A 19,493-nucleotide genomic window follows, 5' to 3' on the forward strand; every position below is an offset into this window, starting at 1 on the left:
TGTCCTGGCTGGTCGGATGGGCGGGTGGCGCCCGCCTTAAGCCAGCGTTAACCTGAGCGGCACAAGATGGACAGGATTCCCTGACGAACAACCCCCACGAGGTGATTTCATGATGAAGAACCCCACGAACCGACGCGTCTTCCTGCTGCAGGCCGCCACGGTGGCCGGCGGCACCCTGGTGCTGCACGGCGCCGCTCACGCGCAGGCGGCCAACATGGTCAGCGAGAAGGACGCCACCGCCATTGCCCTGGGCTATTCGGCCGATGCCACCAAGGTCGACACCAAGAAGTACCCCAAGTACGCCGCCGGCCAGAAGTGCGCCGGCTGCCAGCTCTTCACCGGCAAGGCGGGCGATGCGGCGGGTGGCTGCGGCATTTTCCCGGGCAAGATGGTGGCGGCTAGCGGCTGGTGCAGCGCCTACGTCAAGAAGTGACGCGACGCGGTTTTTTCGTCTTGAAACCCGTGTATCCGGCCTGAAGTGTCTACAGTGCTGGCATGCCCCCGCGCGCTGCGCTGGGGCCGGAGATGAATAAGCATGCAGATCAAGGAACTGGCCCGTGCGACGGGCGTGGACGTCGAGACCATCCGCTTCTATGAGAAGGAAGGCCTGCTGCCCGAGCCGGCCCGGCTGGACAACGGCTACCGCAACTACGCGCAGCCGCACCTGGAGCGGCTGGCTTTCATCCGCCACTGCCGCGCGCTGGACATGCCGCTGGCGGACGTGCGTCGCCTGCTGGGCTTCGTGGACGATCCCGAGGGGCAGCGCCTGGATGTGGACCACCTGGTGGATGAACAGATCGGGCGTGTGCGCGCGCGGCTCAAGAGCATGCGCGCGCTGGAGAAACAGTTGCTGCAACTGCGTTCGCGCTGCGACGGCGCGCACGAGCAGGGCGCGGCCTGCGGCATCCTGGACGAACTAGTGTCCGCCGCGCACGGCGAAGCCTGTGCCTGCCACCCAGCAGCCTCCCGCCCGGTGAGCGCTTGAACGCGCTGTAGCGCGCCGTTGCGCCTGTTACGTAACAGGCCTGCCCGCCGCGCTGCCGCCACACCTAGGATGGGTATGCAGGCGGCAGCCGCTGCCTGCGCTTCTTCAACCCACACCCAGGAGGACGCATGGCACAGAGCGCACACATTGTCGGCAAGGTGGAGTTCCGCGAAGGCGACGGCCCCAACCTCGTGATCCGCCCTGGCCCGGTCAGCGTGGAAACCGGCCTGATCGACGCCACGCTGAGCTGGGAAGACGAGGACACGCACAACTCGGCCGCCATGCCCCTGATCGACTTCACGCGCTACATCGCCGAAGGCAAGATCACGCTGGCTTCCTGACGCCCGCCGGGCTGCCGGCGCGGGCGCCTCAGGTCATCTGGATGCGCGCGAGTTGCGGGAACATGTGCCTGCGCGCCTCGGCGTCGTTCTCGGTCTTGAAGCTGTGCCGCTGGCGCATCGCGTCGATGCGCGCAACCGCCGGCCGCGCGTTGATGGTGTCCAGCAGCCTGTGGATCTGCGGGTAGCGGGCGCGGGCTTCTTTCTCGTCGATGCCGAACATCATGGGAATGAGGCGCGCCCAGCCCCAGCAGGCCATGTCCACGATGGAGTAGGCGTTGCCCACCAGCCAGGTCTGCTGGGCCAGCCGGGCCTCGATGATCTTCCAGTGCCGGTCGGCCTCGAAGTCGTAGCGGTTGAGCGCGTAGGTTTTCTCGCCTTCGACGTAGACCCGGAAATGCACCGCCTGCCCGGAGAAGGGGCCGACGCCGGAAGCGATGAACATCAGCCATGAGAGCAGCTCGTGGCGGTGGGAGGCGTCCGGCAGGAACTGGCCGGTCTTCTCCGCCAGGTAGAGCAGGATGGCGTTGCTGTCGAACACGGCCCGGCCATCGTCCACGATGGCGGGCACCTTGGCGTTGGGGTTGATGGCCAGGAACTCTGGGGCGAACTGCTCGCCCTTGCGCGTGTCGATGGGTACCGGTGTGTACGCCAGCCCAGTCTCTTCCAGCAGGAGCAGGACCTTCATCGGGTTGGGGGCGAAAGTGAAGTAGAGGTGGATCACGGCACGGGTTTCCTGCGGTTGGGGAATTTTGGGCTAATGGTAAGGCCATTTTTTCCGCCCGCGTGCCGAGGCCTCACTCAGATGGCCACGCGCGTGCCCAGTTCCACCACCGCATTGCCGGGCAGGCGAAAGAACCCCACCACCCCGACCGCGTTGCGGCTCATGGCGGCGAACAGGTGTTCGCGCCAGTTCGCCATGCCACCGCCGGGCGTGGGCACCACGGTCTCGTGGCTGAGGAAGTAGCTGGTCTCGAATACGGGGATGTGCAGGCCGTGCGGTGCCGTCAGCGCCAGGGCCTTGGGCACGTCCGGTGTGTTCATGAAGCCGAAGTGCAGCGTCACGCGCCAGAAGCCGTGGCCCAGCGGTTCGACGTCGACGCGCTCTTCCATCGGCACCCAGGGCACTTCGTGGAACACCACCGTGAGGATGACGTTGCGCTCGTGCAGCACCTGGTTGTGCTTGAGGTTGTGCAGCAGCGCCTGCGGCACGGTGGCCGGATCCGCCACCGGGTAGATGGCGGTGCGCGCGGCGCGTGGCACGGACCTGGGGTCCAGGCTGTCCAGGAAGGGTTGCAGCTCCAGGCCGTCGCGGCGGATGCTTCGCAGAAGCAGGTCGCGTCCGTGCGACCAGGTGCTCATCAGGCCGAACAGGACCAGGCCCAGGGCCAGCGGAAACCAGCCGCCGTCGAAGAATTTGATGGCGCAGCCGGCGACCAGCAGGGCGTCGATGGCCAGGAAGAACAGGGTAGCGCCAACGGCCAGCGGGGCGGGCATGCGCCAGCCTTCGCGCACCACAAAGTAGGTCAACACCGTGGTGATCATCATGGTCAGCGTCACCGCGATGCCGTAGGCGCCGGCCAGCGCGGAAGAACTGCCGAAACCCACCACGGCGGCCAGCACGCCCAGCATGAGTGCCCAGTTCACCGCCGGCATGTAGATCTGCCCGGCCTCGCGCGCCGAGGTGTAGCGCACCGTCAGCCGGGGCAGGAAACCCAGCTGAATGGCCTGCTTGGTCATGGAGTAGGCGCCGGAGATCACCGCCTGCGAGGCGATGATGGCCGCCAGCGTGGCGAGCACCAGCGCGGGCAGCACCGCGTTCTGGGGGAAGAGGCGGTAGAAGGGGTTCTCGATCGCATCGGGCGAGGCCATGAGCAGCGCGCCCTGGCCCATGTAGTTCAAGGCCAGTGCGGGCAGCACCAGGCCGGTCCAGGCCAACTGGATCGGCCGGCGGCCGAAGTGGCCCATGTCCGCGTAGAGCGCTTCCGCGCCCGTGAGCGCCAGCACGATGGCGCCCACGGCGGCGAACACCTTCCAGCCCCGTTCGGTGAGGAAGTCCCAGGCATGCAGCGGATTGAGCGCGGCGAGGATGGCCGGTTGTTCGACGATGTGCAGCACACCCGTCACCGCCAGGGTGATGAACCAGAGGGTGATGACCGGGCCGAACAGCCGTCCGACCACGGCGGTACCGAAGCGTTGAACCAGAAACAGGCCAACTACGATGGCCACCGTGATCGGCACCACGTAGGGCGTGAGCACCGGCGTGACCAGCTCCAGCCCCTCCATGGCGCCGAGCACCGAGATGGCGGGCGTGATCACGCTGTCGCCGTAGAAGAGCGTGGCGCCAAAGACGCCCAGCAGCAGCAGGGCGCGGCGCAGCGCCGGGCGCGAACGCACGGCGTGGGCGGCGAGCGCGGTCAGCGCCAGGCCGCCGCCTTCGCCCCGGTTGTCGGCGCGCAGGATCAGGGTCACGTACTTGAGCGTGACCACGAGCATCAGCGCCCAGAAGATGACCGACACGGCGCCGATGAGGTTGTGCGTGTTCAGCACCACGCCGCTGGCGGGGGAGAACACCTCCTTGATGGTGTAGAGCGGGCTGGTGCCGATGTCGCCGTAGACGACGCCAATGGCGCCCAGGGTGAGTGCGGCGGTGCCCTGGCGGCGCAGGGGGCGCGCGTCGACCGCGGTGGTGCGGGCTGTCATGAAGAGGTCCTGAAGTGGAGATGCGCCGCAGCGTACCGGCGCCCGCATCAGGAACGCATAAGTCAGGGCCTAGTCTTCGCCTTCCACCAGCCGGTAGCCCACGCCAGGCTCGGTCAGCAGGCGCTGGGGATCGGCCGGGTCGGTTTCCAGCTTGGCCCGCAACTGGCCCATGTACAGCCGCAGGTAGTGCGTGTGCTCGGTGAAGTCCGCGCCCCAGACATCGGCCAGCAACTGGCGGTGCGAGACCACTTGCCCGGCGTTGCGCACCAGGCGTGCCAGCAGCTTGAATTCGGTCGGCGTGAGGTGCACATCCACCCCGCCGCGAACAACGCGGTGCGCAGGCAGTTCCACGAGCAGATCGCCATGGGTGTAGCGGGTGATGGCCGCGCGCGCGGTGGTGCCGCGGTGGCGCAGCGCCACGCGCATGCGGGCCAGCAGCTCTCCCAGGCTGAAGGGTTTGACGAGGAAATCGTCTGCGCCAGCGTCGAGCAGGCGGATGCGGGGCGCTTCGGCCTCGCGCGCGGAGATCACGATCACCGGGGTGCTGCGCGTTCGCCGCAGCTCGGCCAGCAGCGCCTCGCCATCTCCGTCGGGCAGGCCCAGGTCCAGCAGCACGATGTCGACGCCCTGGCCATGCGCCAGCAGCGCGCGCGCATCGGCCAGGCTGGCGGCGGCCAGCACACGGTAGCCTTCCACGTCGAGCGCCGCGCGCAGGGTGGCTCGCAGCTCGCGGTCGTCTTCCACCAGCAGCACGCCCAGGCTCATGCCGTCGCCTCCGGGGCTTCGCCGGCCGTGGTGGAGGCCAGCGGCAGCGTGCACTCGAAACTGCAGCCGCCGCCATGGCGCATGCGCAGCGTGAGTTCGCCGCCGTGCGCGCGCGCGATGGTGCGGCACACCGCCAGGCCAATGCCCGCGCCGCGCCTGGGGCCGCCGGGGGCGGGGGCGCCGCGCTGGAAGGCGTCGAAGATGCGCTCGCGCCACTCGGGCGCGATGCCTGGGCCGCGGTCGAGCACCGACAGGCGCAGGCAGCTGGGCTCCAGCGCAGCGCGGATCTCCACCGGCTCGGCGTCGCCGCCGTACTTCAGCGCGTTGTCCACCAGGTTGTCCAGCAACTGCACCAGCAGCACGGCGTCGCAGCGCAGCAGCGGCAGACCCGGTGGCAGGCGGGTTTGCAGGGCGCGCCCCGGGTGGCGCTGGCGCGCGCGGCGCAGCACGCTCCCCACAATCTCCTCGGCCGACTCCCAGTCCAGGTGCAAGGCCAGGCCTGGGGTGTCCAGCCGCGCCAGTTGCAGGGTGTTGTCGGCGATGCGGCCCAGTTGCCCGGCCTCGTCGACGATGGTGGCGGCCAATTGCCGGCGCTGGCCGTCGGACAGCCGCGCGTCCTGGTCGTGCAGCGAGGACGCCGCGCCGAGGATGGTGGCCAGCGGCGTGCGGAAGTCGTGCGAGATGGCGGCCAGCAGGGTGCTGCGCAGCGCGTGCGCGCGGGCTTCCTCGCGCGCGGCCGTGGTGGCGCGCGCGGCCTCCGCGCGTTCCAGCGCCAGGCCCATCTGGTCGCACAGGGCCTGGGCGTGTTCGCGCAGCGCGGTGTCGGGCTCGCCGGGCGTCTCCGGCAAGGGCAGGCGCGCCGCGCCATGGGCGGCCTGGCGGCCGCGCAGCGGCAGGTACCAGGCGGTCTGCTCATCGTGCCGGCCGGTGCCCGGGCCCATGGCCTGCGCCGCATGCAGGGCGTGCGACAGGCCTGACCAGCCGTCGGCGTCCGTCTCGCCCAGTCGCCCGTCGGGCAGCAGCAGGGCCACGGGCCGCTCCACCAGGCTAGCGAGTGTGGTTTGCAGGTCGGCGGCGCGCGAGCGCGGGTCGTCCGTGTCGCGCAGGAGGTCGCCGAAGGCGCGCAGTTGCCGCGCGCGCGAGGCGAGCAGCCGCTCGGCCTCGGTCAGCCTGCGCTGGCGTGCCATCAGCAGCGCGACGATCCAGCTCACGGCCAGCATGGTGAGCAGCAGCAGCGCGTGCTGCCGCAGGTCGACGTTGAGCAGGCCCAGTGGCGGCACGAAGGCGACGTTGAACGCCAGCACCGCCAGCGCGCAGGCCGCCATGGAGGCCAGCGGCGGCAGCCACAGGGCGGCGAGCGCGGCCGCCAGCACCAGCAGCAGCGCGAGGTTGGCCAGGTCCAGCAGATCGCGCAGCGCGAACATGGCGGCCCAGGCCAGCGCCCAGACCACGGCCGCTGGCCAGTGCCGGGAGGCCGGAGGAGGTGCCGGTGTCTGCGTGTGCGTCATCGGACGCAACGTAGCACAGCCGGCATCAGGAACGCATCAGGCTGCCTGTGGTTGCAGGAATACGCGCGCCTTCTTCGGCGACACCACCAGCGTATCGCCCTCGCGCAGGCCCAGTTCCCGGAACTGTTCCGAGGGCATGCGGGCTTCGATCAGCGGGTCGTGTCCGCCGGGTGCCTGCGCGTCCACCGGCAGCAGTTCCAACCGGGCGACGGGGCCGACCACCACGGCGCGGTCGAGCCGGGCCACGATGCCGGGCAGGCCGGCGGCGTAGCGCTGCACCTCCAGGTCGTGCGGGCGCACGTAGGCAAAGGCCTGGGCGTCGCGCGCGCTGGCGTGCTCGGGCGTGTCGATGGACACGCCGTCCAGGTGCAGCAGGCCTTCGTTGGCCCGGCCGTGGAACAGGTTCACGTCGCCCAGGAAGCCATACACGAAGGGGCTGGCCGGGTGCTCCCACACTTCCTGCGGCGCGCCGACCTGCTCGACCTGGCCTTGGTTCATGAGCACCACGCGGTCGGCCACTTCCAGGGCTTCTTCCTGGTCGTGGGTGACGAAGACGCTGGTCACGTGCAGTTCGTCGTGCAGGCGGCGCAGCCAGCGGCGCAGTTCCTTGCGTACCTTGGCGTCCAGCGCGCCGAAGGGTTCGTCGAGCAGCAGCACCTTGGGTTCCACCGCCAGCGCGCGGGCCAGGGCAATGCGCTGGCGCTGCCCGCCGGAGAGTTGCGAGGGGTAGCGCTCGGCCAGCCAGTCGAGCTGCACCAGCTTGAGCAGGTCCATCACCTTGGTCTTGATCTGCGCGTCGCTCGGGCGCTCGCCGCGCGGCTTGACGCGCAGGCCGAAGGCGACGTTCTCGAACACCGTCATGTGGCGGAACAACGCGTAGTGCTGGAACACGAAGCCCACGTTGCGTTCGCGCACGTGCACGTCGGTGGTGTCTTCGCCGCTGAAGAGGATGCTGCCGCTGTCCGGCGTTTCCAGGCCCGCGATGATGCGCAGCAATGTGGTCTTGCCGCAGCCGGAGGGGCCCAGCAGCGCGAGCAGTTCGCCCGACTGGATGTCCAGGTTGATGTTCTTCAGCGCCTGGAAGCTGCCGAAGTGCTTGTGGATGTGGCGGATCTCGATGCTCATGACGCTTGTCCCAGCAGGTTGGTGGTGGCGGCGGGCGTGGGGCGCTCCGGCGGCAGTTCGGCCAGGGCTTTCATCTCGCGCTCCATGTTCCATTCGGCCACCGACTTGATCACCAGCGTGACCAGGGCCAGCAGCGCCAGCAGCGAGGCCACGGCGAACGCGGCAACGGACTGGTATTCGTTGTAGAGGATCTCGACGTGCAGGGGCATGGTGTTGGTCTGGCCCCGGATGTGGCCTGAGACCACCGAGACCGCGCCGAACTCGCCCATGGCGCGCGCGTTGCACAGGATCACCCCGTAGATCAGGCCCCACTTGATGTTGGGCAGCGTGACGTGCCAGAAGGTCTGCCAGCCCGACGCGCCCAGCACGATGGCGGCCTGTTCCTCGTCGCTGCCCTGGGCCTGCATCAGCGGGATCAGTTCGCGCGCGATGAAGGGAAAGGTGACGAAGATGGTGGCCAGGATGATGCCGGGCACGGCGAAGACAACCTTGATGTCGTGCTCGGCCAGCCAGGGCCCCAGCCAGCCCTGCGCGCCGAACACCAGCACGTAGATCAGGCCCGCGACCACCGGCGAGACCGAGAACGGCAGGTCGATGAGGGTGATGAGGAAGGACTTGCCCCGGAACTCGTACTTGGCCACGGCCCAGGCCGCCGCGACGCCGAACGCCAGGTTCAGCGGCACGGCGATGGCGGCCGTGATCAGCGTGAGGCGGATGGCGGACCAGGCGTCCGGGTCCTTGAGCGCTTCCCAGTAGGCTTCAAAGCCCTTGCGCAGCGCCTCGGTGAACACAGCCGCCAGCGGCAGCACGAGGAAGAGGAACATGAAGGCCAGCGCCACGCCGATCAGCGTGCGCCGCACCCAGGGTGCTTCGGTGCGGGCGGCGCTCATTGCAGGTTCCCTCCGGCGCGCTGGCGCTGCCAGGCCTGCAGGCCGTTGATGAGCAGCAGCAGTGCGAAGGCGAACAGCAGCATCACCAGGGCCACGGCGGTGGCGCCCGCGTAGTCGTACTGCTCCAGCTTGCTGATGATGATCAGCGGTGTGATCTCGGAGACCATGGGCATGTTGCCGGCGATGAAGATGACGGAGCCGTACTCGCCGATCGCACGCGCGAAGGCCATGGCGAAGCCGGTGAGCAGGGCAGGGGCGATGCTGGGGAAGATGACGCGCCAGAAGGTCTGCCAGCGCGTGGCGCCCAGGCAGGTCGCGGCCTCTTCGAGTTCCTTCTCCGAGTCTTCCAGCACCGGCTGCACGGTGCGCACCACGAAGGGCAGGCCGATGAAGATCAGCGCGATGACCACGCCGTTGGGGTTGAACGCGAGCTGCACGCCCAGCGGTTCGGTGAACTGGCCGATCCAGCCGTTGCCGGCCAGCAGCGCGGTCAGCGAGATGCCGGCCACGGCGGTGGGCAGGGCGAACGGCAGGTCCACCAGGGCATCGACGATCTTCTTGCCCGGGAAGCTGTAGCGCACCAGCACCCAGGCCACCAGCAGGCCGAAGAAGGCGTTGACCGTGGCCGCGATCAGCGAGGCGCCGAAAGTCAACTTGTACGAAGCGATCACGCGCGGCGCGGTGACCGCTTCCCAGAACTGCGCCCAGGTGAGGGTGAAGGTCTTGAAGAACAGCGCCGAGAGCGGGATCAGCACGATCAGGCTGAGGTAGAGGATGGTGAAGCCCAGCGTGATGTTGAAGCCGGGCAGCACGCGGCGGCGCGGCCGCGCGCGCGGGGTGTAGGGCAGCGGGCCGGGCGCGGCGCCGGCCAGCACGGCGGAAGGCACGGGCGCCATGGTGTTACTTGCCGGCGGTGTAGATCTTGTCGAACTGCCCGCCGTCGTTGAAGTGCACCTTCTGCGCTTCGCCCAGCGAGCCGAAGTAGTCGGCCACGGTGAACAGCTTGATGGGCTTGAAGGCCGTTGCGTACTTCTTCAGCACCGCTTCGTTGCGCGGACGGATGTTGTGCCTGGCGGCGATCTCCTGGCCTTCAGGGCTGTAGAGGAAGTCCAGGTAGGCCTTGGCCTCGGCGGCCGAGCCCTTCTTGTTGACCGTGCGTTCGACGATGGCCACCGGGTTCTCCGCCACGATGGAAGCGCTGGGGTGCACCGCATCGACCTTGCCGGCGCCGAACTCCTTGTCCACCGACACCACTTCGGACTCGAAGGTCACCAGCACGTCGCCGATATTGCGTTGCAGGAACACGCCGGTGGCGTCGCGCCCGCCTCGCGCCAGCACCGGCACGTTGGCGTAGAGCTTCTTCACGAACTCGGCGGCATCGGCGTCGCTGCCGCCCTTGCTGCGCACGTAGCCCCAGGCGGCCAGGTAGGCCATGCGGCCGTTGCCGCCGGTCTTGGGGTTGACCACCACCACCTGCACGCCGGGCTTGATCAGGTCGTCCCAGTCCTTGATGTTCTTCGGGTTGCCGTTGCGCACCAGGAACAGCATGGTCGAGGTGGTGGGCGCGGCGCTGTTCGGGAACTTCTGGCGCCAGTCCTTGGCCACCACGCCCTTCTCGGCCAGGAAGTCGACGTCGGTCGTGGTGTTGAAGGTCACCACGTCGGCTTCCAGACCGTCGGCCACGGCGCGGGCCTGCGCGCTGGAACCGGCATGGGACTGGTCTACCTTGATGTCCTTGCCCGTGGTCTTTTTGTAATGGGCGACGAAGGCGGTGTTGATGTCCTTGTAGAACTCGCGCGCCACGTCGTAGGAGACGTTGAGCAGCGAGGTGGTCTGTGCGCCGGCCAGGGCGGAGGTGGACAGGGCGATCGCGGCGAGCGTCGCGCGCAAGGTGTTTTTCATGAGGGAACTCCGGAACGGAAACAGGATGTAGCGAATTCTGGGCGCCGGGTTTGAGAATCCCAACGACTTTGTTTTTGTTTTCTTATATGGATCGGATATATAGACCGCCTCAGGCCGGTTCGGTCTGGCGGATTTCGGGCACCCGAGCGCCCAGGGACTGCAGCAGCGCCAGGCCCAGGGGCCATGGGCCGTGGCCCGAGTCCACGTTGATGTGGCCGGCGTCGTTCAGCCGCACGAACTCGCTGCCCCAGGCGCGGGCGTAGGCGCCGGCGGTGCGCACCGGGCAGAACGGGTCGTTGGTGCTGGCCACGAGGATGCTGGGGTAGGGCAGGCGCTGGTAGGGCACCGGAGCGAAATCGGCCAGCACGCCGCGCCGCTCCGGGTCGGCCGGGGCCACCAGCAGGGCGCCGGCAATGCGCTGGGTCACCTCGTCGGGCAGGTGCACGGTGGCGATGCAGCCCAGGCTGTGCGCGGCCACCAGCACCGGGCCGGGGGCGCGCAAGATGGTTTCACCCAGGCGCGCCACCCAGGCCCGGCGCACCGGCGCCACCCAGTCGTCCTGCTCCACGCGCAGCGCCGAAGGCAGGCTCTCGCTCCACAGCGTCTGCCAGTGGCCCGGGCCGGAGTTGCGCCAGCCGGGCATGATGATGACGGTCGGTTCGGCCATGCGCGTGGCTCCCGCGTTCAGCGGTTGGGCTGCGGGGTCAGCCGCAGGTACGGGCGCACGGCGCGGAAGCCTTTGGGGAAACGCTGCGCGATCTCCGCCGGGTCCTGCAGGCTGGGGACGATCACCACCTCGTCGCCGTCCTTCCAGTTGGCCGGCGTGGCCACCTTGTGGCTGTCGGTGAGCTGCAGCGAATCGATCACGCGCAGGATCTCGTCGAAATTGCGCCCGGTGCTGGCCGGGTAGGTCAGCGTGGTGCGGATCACCTTCTTCGGGTCGATGATGAACACGCTGCGCACCGTGGCGGTGGCCGAGGCGTTCGGGTGGATCATGTCGTAGAGCGTGGCCACCTTGCGGTCCGCATCGGCCAGGATGGGGAAGTTCACCGTGGTGTTCTGGGTCTCGTTGATGTCCTGCACCCATTTGCCATGCGAGTCCAGCGGATCGACGCTGACCGCGATCGGCTTGACATTGCGCCGGGCAAACTCGCCTGAGAGCGCCGCCGTCTTGCCCAGTTCGGTGGTGCACACCGGCGTGAAATCAGCCGGATGGGAAAACAGCACCACCCAGGCATCGCCCGCCCATTCGTGGAAGTGGATCGGGCCGGCGGTGGAGTCCTGTGTGAAGTCGGGCGCGGTATCGCCCAGGCGAAGGGTGCTCATGAGGTTCGCTCCTTGAAAGTAGGCAGAAGCGCATTCTCTGGAGCCCGCTCAAATAACCAAACGACTATGAAGTAGTTTGTTTATAGGTGCCAGGCATATGACTTGGCCGCCTGCGGCATCGGCGCGGTGGGGGACATGCCGATGTGTCCTTGGCGCAATCGGCGGGCGCGGCGGCCGGCTCAGTACAGCCGCACCGCGACGTCGAAGTGCCAGGTGCGGCGGATCTCGATCACGTCGTATTCGCGCGCCAGTGCCGGCGGGAAGGGTGGGTAGTTGGCCTGGCTGTGCACGATGCGCGGGATGGCCTCGTCGAGGGCGGGTACGCCGCTGGAACGCAGGAAGGTGATGGACTCCACCGAGCCGTCGCTGCGGATCGCCACCGTGACGACGGGCTGGGTGTGCGCCTGTTTCGCTGCCTCGCGCACCATCTCGAAGGTCATGTTCATCTGGATCTTGCGCGCCCAGGCCTCGGCGTAGCGGATGAGCTCGGCGTTGGGGTCCGTGCGGCCGAACAGGCGGTAGCGGCGCAGACTGCTGGCCTGCGGATCGCGCTGCGCGGCCGCAGCCGCCGCCTCACGTCGGTCCGCTTCTTCATTCAACTGCCGGCCGATCTCGCGCAGCCGGGCTTCGCGCTGGGCTTCGTAGGCCTGGCGCTCCGCCGCCAGCCGGGCCGCTTCGGAAGTCGCCGCCGCCTGCTGGCGCGCGGCCTCTTGTTGTGCGGCGGCCTGACGCTCACCCTCCAGCCGTGCCGCTTCGGCCTGCGCGGCAGCCTGGCGGGCGGCTTCCTCGCGTTGCGCGCTGGCGATGCGTTCGGCCTCCTGGCGCGCGGCTTCGCGTTCGGCGGCGGCGCGCCGCTGGGCTTCCTGCCTTGCGGCCTCGGCCTGTGCGGCGGCTTGGCGGGCGGCTTCCTCGCGTTGCGCGCTGGCGATGCGTTCGGCTTCCTGGCGCGCGGCCTCGCGTTCGGCGGCGGCGCGCCGCTGGGCTTCCTGCCGTGCGGCTTCGGCCTGTGCGGCGGTAGCCTGGCGGGCCGTTTCCTCGCGTTGTGCGCTGGCGAGGCGTTCGGCTTCCTGGCGTTGTGCCGTGGCCTGGCGCTCGGCGTCCTGTCTTTCCACTTCCAGCCGCGCGGCTTCGGCCTGTGCGGCGGCATGGCGCGCGGCTTCTTCCTGCCGTGCCAGAGCGATCTGCTGTTCCATGGCGAGGCGTTCCTGTGCCTGCCGCTCGGCCTGGGCCTGGGCCTCGGCTTCAGCTTGTGCTTGTGCTTGTGCTTGTTGCGTGCTCTCGGTGCGCTGCGGTTCCTGCTCCCGTTGCGCGGCTTCGGCGTGGGGTTGTTGGGCATCCGGTGCCTGTGGCTCCTCTGGCCGGGCTGCCATCGCCTGGCGGCTCAGGTCTTCCTGTCGCCGGGCTTCCTCGCGTGCGGCCTCGGCGGCTCTGGCTGCGGCCAGCTGCGCCGCTTCCTGGCGTGCGGCCGCCCGGCGTGCGGCTTCCAGGCGCGCCGCTTCGATCCGCGCAGCCTGCAGGCGGGCCGCCTCAAGCCGCGCTGCTTGCGCGGCGGCGGCCTCCCGTTGCTGGGCGACCCGTTCGGCGTAGTCGAGCAGCGTCAGCGGGGTTGTTGCGTCCGCCGGCGAAGGCGCTTTAGCCGGGTCGGATGCCGAGGCTGCGTCAACGGGGTCGGCCGAAGGCTGCGGCGCTGGGTTGAGCACCACGCGCAGCGCGGGGACCTCGGCCCGCCGGTCCTGCCACGGCAGGCTGAAGCCGGGCAGCAGGCCGAGGCCTGCGCTGCCATAGGTGAGGGTCAACAACAGGGCGTGAAAGAGCAGAGACCCCAGCACGCCGAGCCGCATGGCGCGGCGCTCGGCCTGGTCAGGGGTCAGGCGTTTGCGCCTGCGCCGCCGGTGCGGGCGTGAGGGCGTGGAGCCTGAAGGCGGTAGCGTGGATGGGCGGGTGCTGGCGGAACTCAAGCAGCGCCCTCCGCCGGCCGTGGCCGCGCCGTCCGCTTGAGCCGCAGTTCGGCCCGGCCTTGCCATCGGCCCTGGCTGCGCTCAAGTGTTCCGCAGAGGTTGGTGCACCACATCCGGGTGATTGTCCTCTCCAAACCCCTGCTTCCGGGGTGCCGAATCTCACGGTTGCGCCAGGTGAGGCCGGCGCCGCGCCCCGAGGGGCTGGGCGATGCGGGTGATTCCGCTTTACGAATGGTTGGACTATTGGTAAATTGACATGGTACGAATACAAAATGTATTTGTACAAAACAATCAGCCAAAACCACGTTAGGAGACTCCCCATGACCTGGAACCGCCGCGACCTTCTGCTCGCTTCGGGCGCCCTTGCACTGGCCCCCGCGCTGCGGGCCCAGAGCTTTCCCTCCCGGCCCTTGAAGATGATCTACACCTACGCGCCGGGCGGCGTGGGTGATGCCCTGGCGCGCATGACCGCCGCGTCCATGGGCAACTACCTGGGCCAGCAGGTGGTGGTGGAGAACCGCACCGGTGCTTCCGGCTCCATTGGCGTGCAGGCGGGCTGGCGTGCCGCACCGGACGGCTACACCATGGTGATGACCACCATCACGACGGTGGTGCAGTACCCGCTGGTCACCAAGGACAACAGCTTCGACCCGGCCACTTCCCTGGTGCCGCTGGCCAACCTGGCGATGAATCCGCTGTGCCTGCTGGTACACCCTTCGCTGCCGGTGACGGATTTCCCCAGCTTCGTGGCCTGGGCACAGCAGCAGTCTGGTGGCGTGGACGTGGCGGTGTCGGGGCCCACGCTGGAGGTGGCCACGGCCCTGCTGGCGCATGGCGCCAAGCTGAAGTTCAACACCATCCGCTACCGGGGTGGTGCGCCGGCCTTGCAGGCCGTGCTGGGCGGTGAGGTCAAGGTCTGGTTCGAGTCCATCAATGGCGCCATGCTGGCGAACGCGCGCGAAGGCAAGCTGCGCCTGATCGCGGTGACCTCGCAGGAAGCCTTCTCGCTGCTGCCGGACGTGCCGCCGATCGCCCGCTTCCTGCCCGGCTACGTGCAGGACATCAACTTTGCGCTGTGGGCGCCGCCGGGCACGCCGGCCGAGATCGTGGCCAGCCTCAAGGACGCGATCGCCAAGGCGGCGGCGGAACCGGACATGAAGGACAAGATCGCCAAGAACGGCGTGGTGCAGGCGGCCGAAGGCGGCGAGTACGTCACGCGCGTGACGCGCCGTGAAGCGGCGGCGATCAAGCGGGCCATGGAACTGGTGCCGTCCATCAGCTACGGTGGCTGAAGCGTCCGCGGGAAAAGGCGGCGCGCTGCCGCATGCCCTGTGGGCCCTGCTGTTCGGCAACTTCGTGGTGGGCTACGGCGTGTCCGCCGTGCCCGGCACCCTGCCGGAGATCAGCGCCTCGCTGGGCGTGTCGATCTCCCGCGCCGGCCAGCTCATCTCGGTGTCGTCCCTGGTGGTGGCGTTGAGCGCACCGCTGGCCGCCGCGCTGCTGCCGGGCTGGGACCGCCGGCGCCTGCTGGCGCTCACCATGGGCTGGTACGGCGCGCTGCATGTGCTGTGTGCGTTCATGCCCAGCCTGGGCCTGCTGATGGCGGTGCGCATGCTGGCCATGGTGTCGCCCGCCATCTTCACCCCGCAGGCGGCGGCCTGCGCCGGCCTGCTGGCGCCGCCCGCACTGCGAGGCAGGGCCATCACCTTCGTGTTCCTGGGCTTCTCCGCGTCGGCGGTGCTGGGCATGCCGATCAGCGCATTCGTCAGCGGTACGCTGGGTTGGCGCCAGGCCTTCGCTCTGGTGGGCCTGTGCAGCCTGGCCAACGCGCTGTGGATATGGCGTTCCCTGCCGGCGGACGTGCGCCCGCCGGCCATGGCGCGGGACGCGTGGGGGCGCGTCTTCCGCTCGCCCGCGGTCATGAGCTGCCTGGGCGTGACGCTGATGTTCGGCTCCGCCCAGTTCACGCTGTACGCCTATTTCGCCCCCTATTTCAAGCAGCAGGTGGGCGTTTCGGCGGCCCAGCTGTCGCTGCTGTTCATGTGGCTCGGCGTCTTCGGCCTGGCAGGCAATACGCTGCTGTCGCGGCGCATCGACCGCATCGGCGCGCCGCGGGCCTTGCTCATTGCACTGGGCCTGGCCTGCGTCACGCTGGCGGCCTGGCCCCTGGGCACCGGGTTCGCGGCCATGGCACTGGTGCTGGTGCCCTGGGCGCTGGGCTACTTCGCGGCCAATTCTTCGCAGCAGGTGCGGCTGGCCGGCATCGCGCCGTCGCTGGTGTCGGGCTCCATCGCGCTCAACACCGCGGCCATCTACGCCGGCCAGGGCATAGGTGCGGCCATCGGCGGCGTGGTCATTGCCCACGCGGGCTGGGGATGGCTCAACTGGGTGGCTCTGGCGGGCATGCTGCTGTCCATGGCCGCGAGCGCGGGCGCGGCCCGGCTGGCGGCGCGACAGCGTGATCTGCGAGGATAGTGGCTGGCCGGAACCAGGCACGGCAGCCTGCCCGGAAACACCACAGCAAGGACGCGATCATGATCGACCACATGGGTATCAACGTCAGCGACATCAGGAAGAGCAAGGCCTTCTACGCTCTGGCGCTGGCGCCGCTGGGCTATGCACTGGTGATGGAGCTGCCCGCTTCGGTCACCGGTTACGCCGACACGGCCGGCTTTGGCGAACCGCCCAAGCCGGATTTCTGGATTTCCGGCGGCACGCCCAACCAGCCGCCGATCCACGTCGCCTTTCGTGCATCGACCCGCGCGCAGGTCGATGCGTTCCATGCGGCCGCCATCGCCGCCGGCGGGGTGGACAACGGGCCGCCCGGCCTGCGCCCCCACTACCACGCCAACTACTACGGTGCGTTTGTCCGCGACCCCGACGGCCACAACATCGAGGCCGTCTGCCACGCGGCCGTGTGAATCAGGTCACAGCGCTTCGACGATGCGGATGTCCCGCACCGCGCCGTCTCCCAGGGCCTTGAGTGCGAGCTGGTATGCCGGGCTGTCGTGCGTGGCGACGGCCTGCTCCACGCTGTCGAACTCAATCAGCACCGCGCGCTCGTTGACCGCCGCCTCATAGACCTTGGCCGGCAGACCGCGCGCCAGGAAACGCCCGCCCGCCGCCTGGATGGCGGGGCCGGCGATGCGCGCGTACTCGGCCAGGGCGGCGGGGTCGCTGATGGAGCGGTAGGTGGAGATCCAGTAGGCCTTGGGCATGTCGAGTTGGGCTGCTGCGGCTTTCGCTGCAGAAGGTTCATCGGCGGGAGGTCAATCCCGATCAAGTCTTTTTTGGACTTGACCGGCGCAGTATAGCGAGCGAGTAAAGGTGACTTTGATCAAGCCGGTCGGCGGCACCTCATGACGCGCATACCCATGCAACTGGAGAAAACCCGTAGCACCGCTATGGGGTGAATGACCGGTTGGGTATTTCCAACTGGTCTCGAATGCAAGTTTTGGGGAGAAAACGCCAACCTTGACAGGGGCCGCCATCAGAAAACTTTAAGCCCGTTAAATTGGGTGAGCTTTTGGCTTTTGCCATCGCTCAAACAAAGGGGGCTGCAGGTGGGAGGAAGCGCCGTATCGACATTGCCGGCACTGGGGCAGATTGCGCCTCAGAGTCCACCCACTCCCACCGAAGAGGCCTTGGGCGCTTCCACAGATGCTGACAATGCGAGGGGGCCTCACACGCCGACCTCCATTCCCCTCTCATCGCGCTCTGCCTCGTCGCGCGATTTCATCAAATCCCTTGCGAACCTGCGGTCATCGCCCACGCATTGGGTATCCCGGCCAGCCGGGCCGTTCTGGCCGAAGACGTGCTTCTCGGCGCCAGGCATGTTGGACTCAAAGCCAAGCTGACCCGCACCAGTATGGAGCGGCTGCCGCACGTCCCATTGCCTGCGCTGGCCATGCTTCGCGATCCTCGCTGCCCCGATGGCCCGCCGCGCATGGTCGTTCTGGCCCAGGTCAATGCGCAGCGGGTATTGCTCCACGATCCGGCGGCAGGCAGGCCCACCATCGAGTCCCTGGACGTGTTCGCCGACCAGTGGACGGGCGAATTGATCCTCATCTCGAGCCGTGCAAGTCTGGCGGGTGAGCTGGCCAAGTTCGACTTTTCGTGGTTCATCCCCAGTCTGGTCAAGCACCGCAAGCTGCTGGGCGAGGTGCTGTTCATCAGCTTCATGCTGCAGCTCTTTGGGTTGGTCAGCCCCTTGTTCTTCCAGGTGGTGATGGACAAGGTATTGGTACACCGAGGCATGACCACGCTGGACGTGCTGGTGATCGGCCTGGTGGTGGTCTTCGAGTCGGTCTTGACCTACCTGCGCACCTACGTGTTCAGCCATACCACCAGCCGCATCGACGTGGAGTTGGGCGCAAGGCTGTTTCGGCACCTGGTGCAATTGCCCCTGGCCTATTTCCAGGCGCGACGGGTGGGCGATTCGGTGGCCCGCGTGCGAGAACTGGAGAACATCCGCAGTTTTCTCACCGGCAACGCGCTCACCGTGGTGCTCGATGTGCTGTTCTCGGTGGTGTTCATCGCCGTCATGCTGTTCTACAGCGTCACGCTCACGCTCATCGTGCTGGTGAGCCTGCCGCTGTACTTCGGGCTGAGCCTGGCGATCGTGCCCGTCCTGCGGCGCCGGCTGGACGAGAAGTTCGCCCGTGGTGCTGAGAACCAGGCCATGCTGGTGGAGACCGTCACCGGCATCCAGACCGTCAAGGCCACGGCGCTTGAGCCGGCGTTTGGCCGTCGCTGGGATGGCCAACTGGCCGGCTATGTCTCGGCGGGTTTCAAGACACAGAACGTGGCCACCCTGGGGCACGAAGGCATCAACTTGATTGGAAAACTCGTCAACGCCGCCACCCTGTGGTGGGGCGCCCACCTGGTCATGGACCAGCAATTGACGGTGGGCCAGTTCGTGGCCTTCAACATGTTTGCCCAGCGCGTGTCTCAGCCGATCATGCGCATGGCCCAGCTCTGGACAGACTTTCAGCAGACCGGCATTTCCATGGCGCGCCTGGGCGACATCCTGAACAGCCGCACCGAGGTGCCTCCCACCAACGCCGCCCAGTTGCCACCGCTGAAGGGTCATGTGCAGTTCGATCAGGTCACCCACCGCTACCGCCCGGAGGCGGCGCCTGTGTTGCATAGCGTCAGCCTGGACATTGCTGCGGGCGAAGTGCTGGGCATCGTGGGGCGATCCGGCTCGGGCAAGAGCACGTTGACCAAGCTGGTGCAGCGGCTGTATTCGCCTGAACAGGGGCGCGTGATCATCGACGGCATCGACATCAGCCTGATCGATGCCGCTCAGTTGCGCCGGCAGGTGGGCGTGGTGCTGCAGGAAAACCTGCTCTTCAACCGCAGTGTTCGAGAAAACATTGCGATCACCGATCCGGCAGCGCCCATCGAGGTCGTGGTGCAGGTGGCCAAGCTGGCCGGCGCCCACGAGTTCATCAGCGAGCTGCCCGAAGGTTATGACACCGTGGTGGGTGAGCAGGGAAGCACGCTTTCGGGCGGGCAGCGTCAGCGCATTGCCATCGCCCGGGCGCTGTTCGGCAATCCGCGCATCCTGATCTTTGACGAAGCCACCAGCGCGCTGGACTACGAGAGCGAGGCCATCATCCAGCGCAACATGGCGCGCATCAGCAAGGGCCGCACCGTGATCATCATTGCGCACCGCCTCTCGGCCGTGCGACATGCCAACCGCATCGTGGTGATGGATCGCGGTCGGATCGTGGAAAGCGGCACCCATGACACGCTGGTGACGCAGCCTGACGGACACTACGCGCAACTTTGGCGCTTGCAGGATGCCCGGCTTCCGGAAGAGCCTGCGCAGGACGATGGAGCGCAGCCAAGGGCATCGCAAACATCTGAAGGGACGAGCCCATGAGCCATGCGCCTCATCCCGTGCTTGCGCTGCTTGGACGGTATGCGTCCATCTTCAAGCTTTCGTGGGCTCACCGCAAGGAAATGGCCGGCCCTGCGCGCCTGGC

Annotated in this window: 19 protein-coding genes; 7 read left to right on the forward strand and 12 right to left on the reverse strand. The window is 68.1% G+C overall.

Annotated elements, in window-relative coordinates; all coding sequences use genetic code 11:
- The first annotated feature begins 112 nt into the window (after nucleotides 1-112).
- The 3 genes from KIT53_RS10530 to KIT53_RS10540 all read left to right on the forward strand — a co-directional run bounded on the left by KIT53_RS10530 (nucleotide 113) and on the right by KIT53_RS10540 (nucleotide 1,326).
- Nucleotides 113-433, forward strand: a complete 321-nt coding sequence (locus KIT53_RS10530; protein ID WP_297751826.1) for a high-potential iron-sulfur protein — start codon at nucleotides 113-115, stop codon at nucleotides 431-433.
- Between the two features lie 102 nt (nucleotides 434-535).
- Nucleotides 536-985 (forward strand): Cd(II)/Pb(II)-responsive transcriptional regulator, encoded by a 450-nt coding sequence (locus KIT53_RS10535; RefSeq protein ID WP_297751760.1) that lies wholly within the window; start codon nucleotides 536-538, stop codon nucleotides 983-985.
- Nucleotides 986-1,113: 128 nt separating this feature from the next.
- The gene (locus KIT53_RS10540; protein WP_297751762.1) at nucleotides 1,114-1,326 is read left to right on the forward strand and encodes a hypothetical protein; all 213 of its coding nucleotides are present in this window, start codon (nucleotides 1,114-1,116) and stop codon (nucleotides 1,324-1,326) included.
- 28 nt (nucleotides 1,327-1,354) lie between these two features.
- On the opposite strand, the gene KIT53_RS10545 is transcribed toward KIT53_RS10540, so the two are convergent.
- The 11 genes from KIT53_RS10545 to KIT53_RS10595 form a co-directional block, all read right to left on the reverse strand.
- The gene (locus KIT53_RS10545; RefSeq protein ID WP_297751765.1) at nucleotides 1,355-2,047 is read right to left on the reverse strand and encodes a glutathione S-transferase N-terminal domain-containing protein; all 693 of its coding nucleotides are present in this window, start codon (nucleotides 2,045-2,047) and stop codon (nucleotides 1,355-1,357) included.
- 77 nt (nucleotides 2,048-2,124) lie between these two features.
- Nucleotides 2,125-4,026, reverse strand: coding sequence for a potassium transporter Kup (locus tag KIT53_RS10550; protein WP_297751768.1), 1,902 nt, complete (start codon nucleotides 4,024-4,026; stop codon nucleotides 2,125-2,127).
- 69 nt (nucleotides 4,027-4,095) lie between these two features.
- Nucleotides 4,096-4,791: a response regulator gene (locus tag KIT53_RS10555; protein ID WP_297751771.1), complete on the reverse strand. Its 696-nt coding sequence runs from the start codon at nucleotides 4,789-4,791 to the stop codon at nucleotides 4,096-4,098.
- Nucleotides 4,788-6,299, reverse strand: coding sequence for an ATP-binding protein (locus KIT53_RS10560; RefSeq protein ID WP_297751775.1), 1,512 nt, complete (start codon nucleotides 6,297-6,299; stop codon nucleotides 4,788-4,790). Before KIT53_RS10560 ends, KIT53_RS10555 begins: the two co-directional genes overlap by 4 nt.
- 36 nt (nucleotides 6,300-6,335) lie before the next feature.
- Nucleotides 6,336-7,424: a sulfate ABC transporter ATP-binding protein gene (locus KIT53_RS10565; protein ID WP_297751778.1), complete on the reverse strand. Its 1,089-nt coding sequence runs from the start codon at nucleotides 7,422-7,424 to the stop codon at nucleotides 6,336-6,338.
- On the reverse strand, nucleotides 7,421-8,314 hold the full coding sequence (gene cysW / locus KIT53_RS10570) for a sulfate ABC transporter permease subunit CysW (protein ID WP_297751781.1): 894 nt from the start codon (nucleotides 8,312-8,314) through the stop codon (nucleotides 7,421-7,423). The genes KIT53_RS10565 and cysW overlap by 4 nt, the downstream gene beginning before the upstream one ends.
- Nucleotides 8,311-9,210 carry a sulfate ABC transporter permease subunit CysT gene (gene cysT, locus KIT53_RS10575; RefSeq protein WP_297751784.1) on the reverse strand — a complete coding sequence of 300 codons (900 nt, stop codon included), beginning with the start codon at nucleotides 9,208-9,210 and terminating at the stop codon, nucleotides 8,311-8,313. The genes cysW and cysT overlap by 4 nt, the downstream gene beginning before the upstream one ends.
- Before the next feature lie 4 nt (nucleotides 9,211-9,214).
- Nucleotides 9,215-10,216, reverse strand: a complete 1,002-nt coding sequence (locus tag KIT53_RS10580) for a sulfate ABC transporter substrate-binding protein (RefSeq protein ID WP_297751787.1) — start codon at nucleotides 10,214-10,216, stop codon at nucleotides 9,215-9,217.
- Between the two features lie 109 nt (nucleotides 10,217-10,325).
- Nucleotides 10,326-10,883, reverse strand: a complete 558-nt coding sequence (locus KIT53_RS10585) for an alpha/beta hydrolase (RefSeq protein ID WP_297751790.1) — start codon at nucleotides 10,881-10,883, stop codon at nucleotides 10,326-10,328.
- Nucleotides 10,884-10,900: 17 nt separating this feature from the next.
- Nucleotides 10,901-11,542, reverse strand: a complete 642-nt coding sequence (locus KIT53_RS10590) for a peroxiredoxin (RefSeq protein ID WP_297751793.1) — start codon at nucleotides 11,540-11,542, stop codon at nucleotides 10,901-10,903.
- A 179-nt stretch (nucleotides 11,543-11,721) separates the two neighbouring features.
- On the reverse strand, nucleotides 11,722-13,500 hold the full coding sequence (locus KIT53_RS10595; RefSeq protein ID WP_297751796.1) for a TonB family protein: 1,779 nt from the start codon (nucleotides 13,498-13,500) through the stop codon (nucleotides 11,722-11,724).
- Nucleotides 13,501-13,820: 320 nt separating this feature from the next.
- Between KIT53_RS10595 and KIT53_RS10600 the strand changes: the two genes are divergently transcribed.
- From KIT53_RS10600 to KIT53_RS10610, 3 genes are read left to right on the forward strand one after another with little or no spacing between them, the layout of a single operon-like run.
- Entirely contained in the window at nucleotides 13,821-14,792 is a 972-nt protein-coding gene (locus KIT53_RS10600) for a tripartite tricarboxylate transporter substrate binding protein (RefSeq protein ID WP_297751798.1), read from the forward strand.
- Nucleotides 14,785-15,975 carry an MFS transporter gene (locus tag KIT53_RS10605; RefSeq protein ID WP_297751801.1) on the forward strand — a complete coding sequence of 397 codons (1,191 nt, stop codon included), beginning with the start codon at nucleotides 14,785-14,787 and terminating at the stop codon, nucleotides 15,973-15,975. Before KIT53_RS10600 ends, KIT53_RS10605 begins: the two co-directional genes overlap by 8 nt.
- A gap of 59 nt (nucleotides 15,976-16,034) precedes the next feature.
- The gene (locus KIT53_RS10610) at nucleotides 16,035-16,421 is read left to right on the forward strand and encodes a VOC family protein (protein ID WP_297751804.1); all 387 of its coding nucleotides are present in this window, start codon (nucleotides 16,035-16,037) and stop codon (nucleotides 16,419-16,421) included.
- 6 nt (nucleotides 16,422-16,427) lie between these two features.
- On the opposite strand, the gene KIT53_RS10615 is transcribed toward KIT53_RS10610, so the two are convergent.
- Complete coding sequence (locus KIT53_RS10615; RefSeq protein ID WP_297751806.1) at nucleotides 16,428-16,718, reverse strand: DUF1330 domain-containing protein; 291 nt, start codon at nucleotides 16,716-16,718, stop codon at nucleotides 16,428-16,430.
- A 491-nt stretch (nucleotides 16,719-17,209) separates the two neighbouring features.
- On the opposite strand from KIT53_RS10615, the gene KIT53_RS10620 reads away from it, so the two are divergent.
- Nucleotides 17,210-19,390 carry a type I secretion system permease/ATPase gene (locus tag KIT53_RS10620; protein WP_297751829.1) on the forward strand — a complete coding sequence of 727 codons (2,181 nt, stop codon included), beginning with the start codon at nucleotides 17,210-17,212 and terminating at the stop codon, nucleotides 19,388-19,390.
- The last annotated feature ends 103 nt before the right edge of the window (nucleotides 19,391-19,493 follow it).

The organism is Hydrogenophaga sp., assembly GCF_026125785.1.
GTDB lineage: Bacteria > Pseudomonadota > Gammaproteobacteria > Burkholderiales > Burkholderiaceae_C > Hydrogenophaga.

Excerpts from the sequence above, each read along its gene's own strand:
- KIT53_RS10530 (WP_297751826.1), top strand. The coding sequence starts at position 113 with ATGAAGAACCCCACGAACCGACGCGTCTTCCTGCTGCAGGCCGCCACG.
- KIT53_RS10535 (WP_297751760.1), top strand. The coding sequence starts at position 536 with ATGCAGATCAAGGAACTGGCCCGTGCGACGGGCGTGGACGTCGAGACC.
- KIT53_RS10540 (WP_297751762.1), top strand. The coding sequence starts at position 1,114 with ATGGCACAGAGCGCACACATTGTCGGCAAGGTGGAGTTCCGCGAAGGC.
- KIT53_RS10550 (WP_297751768.1), bottom strand. The coding sequence starts at position 4,026 with ATGACAGCCCGCACCACCGCGGTCGACGCGCGCCCCCTGCGCCGCCAG.
- KIT53_RS10555 (WP_297751771.1), bottom strand. The coding sequence starts at position 4,791 with ATGAGCCTGGGCGTGCTGCTGGTGGAAGACGACCGCGAGCTGCGAGCC.
- KIT53_RS10560 (WP_297751775.1), bottom strand. The coding sequence starts at position 6,299 with ATGACGCACACGCAGACACCGGCACCTCCTCCGGCCTCCCGGCACTGG.
- KIT53_RS10565 (WP_297751778.1), bottom strand. The coding sequence starts at position 7,424 with ATGAGCATCGAGATCCGCCACATCCACAAGCACTTCGGCAGCTTCCAG.
- cysW (WP_297751781.1), bottom strand. The coding sequence starts at position 8,314 with ATGAGCGCCGCCCGCACCGAAGCACCCTGGGTGCGGCGCACGCTGATC.
- cysT (WP_297751784.1), bottom strand. The coding sequence starts at position 9,210 with ATGGCGCCCGTGCCTTCCGCCGTGCTGGCCGGCGCCGCGCCCGGCCCG.
- KIT53_RS10580 (WP_297751787.1), bottom strand. The coding sequence starts at position 10,216 with ATGAAAAACACCTTGCGCGCGACGCTCGCCGCGATCGCCCTGTCCACC.
- KIT53_RS10585 (WP_297751790.1), bottom strand. The coding sequence starts at position 10,883 with ATGGCCGAACCGACCGTCATCATCATGCCCGGCTGGCGCAACTCCGGC.
- KIT53_RS10590 (WP_297751793.1), bottom strand. The coding sequence starts at position 11,542 with ATGAGCACCCTTCGCCTGGGCGATACCGCGCCCGACTTCACACAGGAC.
- KIT53_RS10600 (WP_297751798.1), top strand. The coding sequence starts at position 13,821 with ATGACCTGGAACCGCCGCGACCTTCTGCTCGCTTCGGGCGCCCTTGCA.
- KIT53_RS10610 (WP_297751804.1), top strand. The coding sequence starts at position 16,035 with ATGATCGACCACATGGGTATCAACGTCAGCGACATCAGGAAGAGCAAG.
- KIT53_RS10615 (WP_297751806.1), bottom strand. The coding sequence starts at position 16,718 with ATGCCCAAGGCCTACTGGATCTCCACCTACCGCTCCATCAGCGACCCC.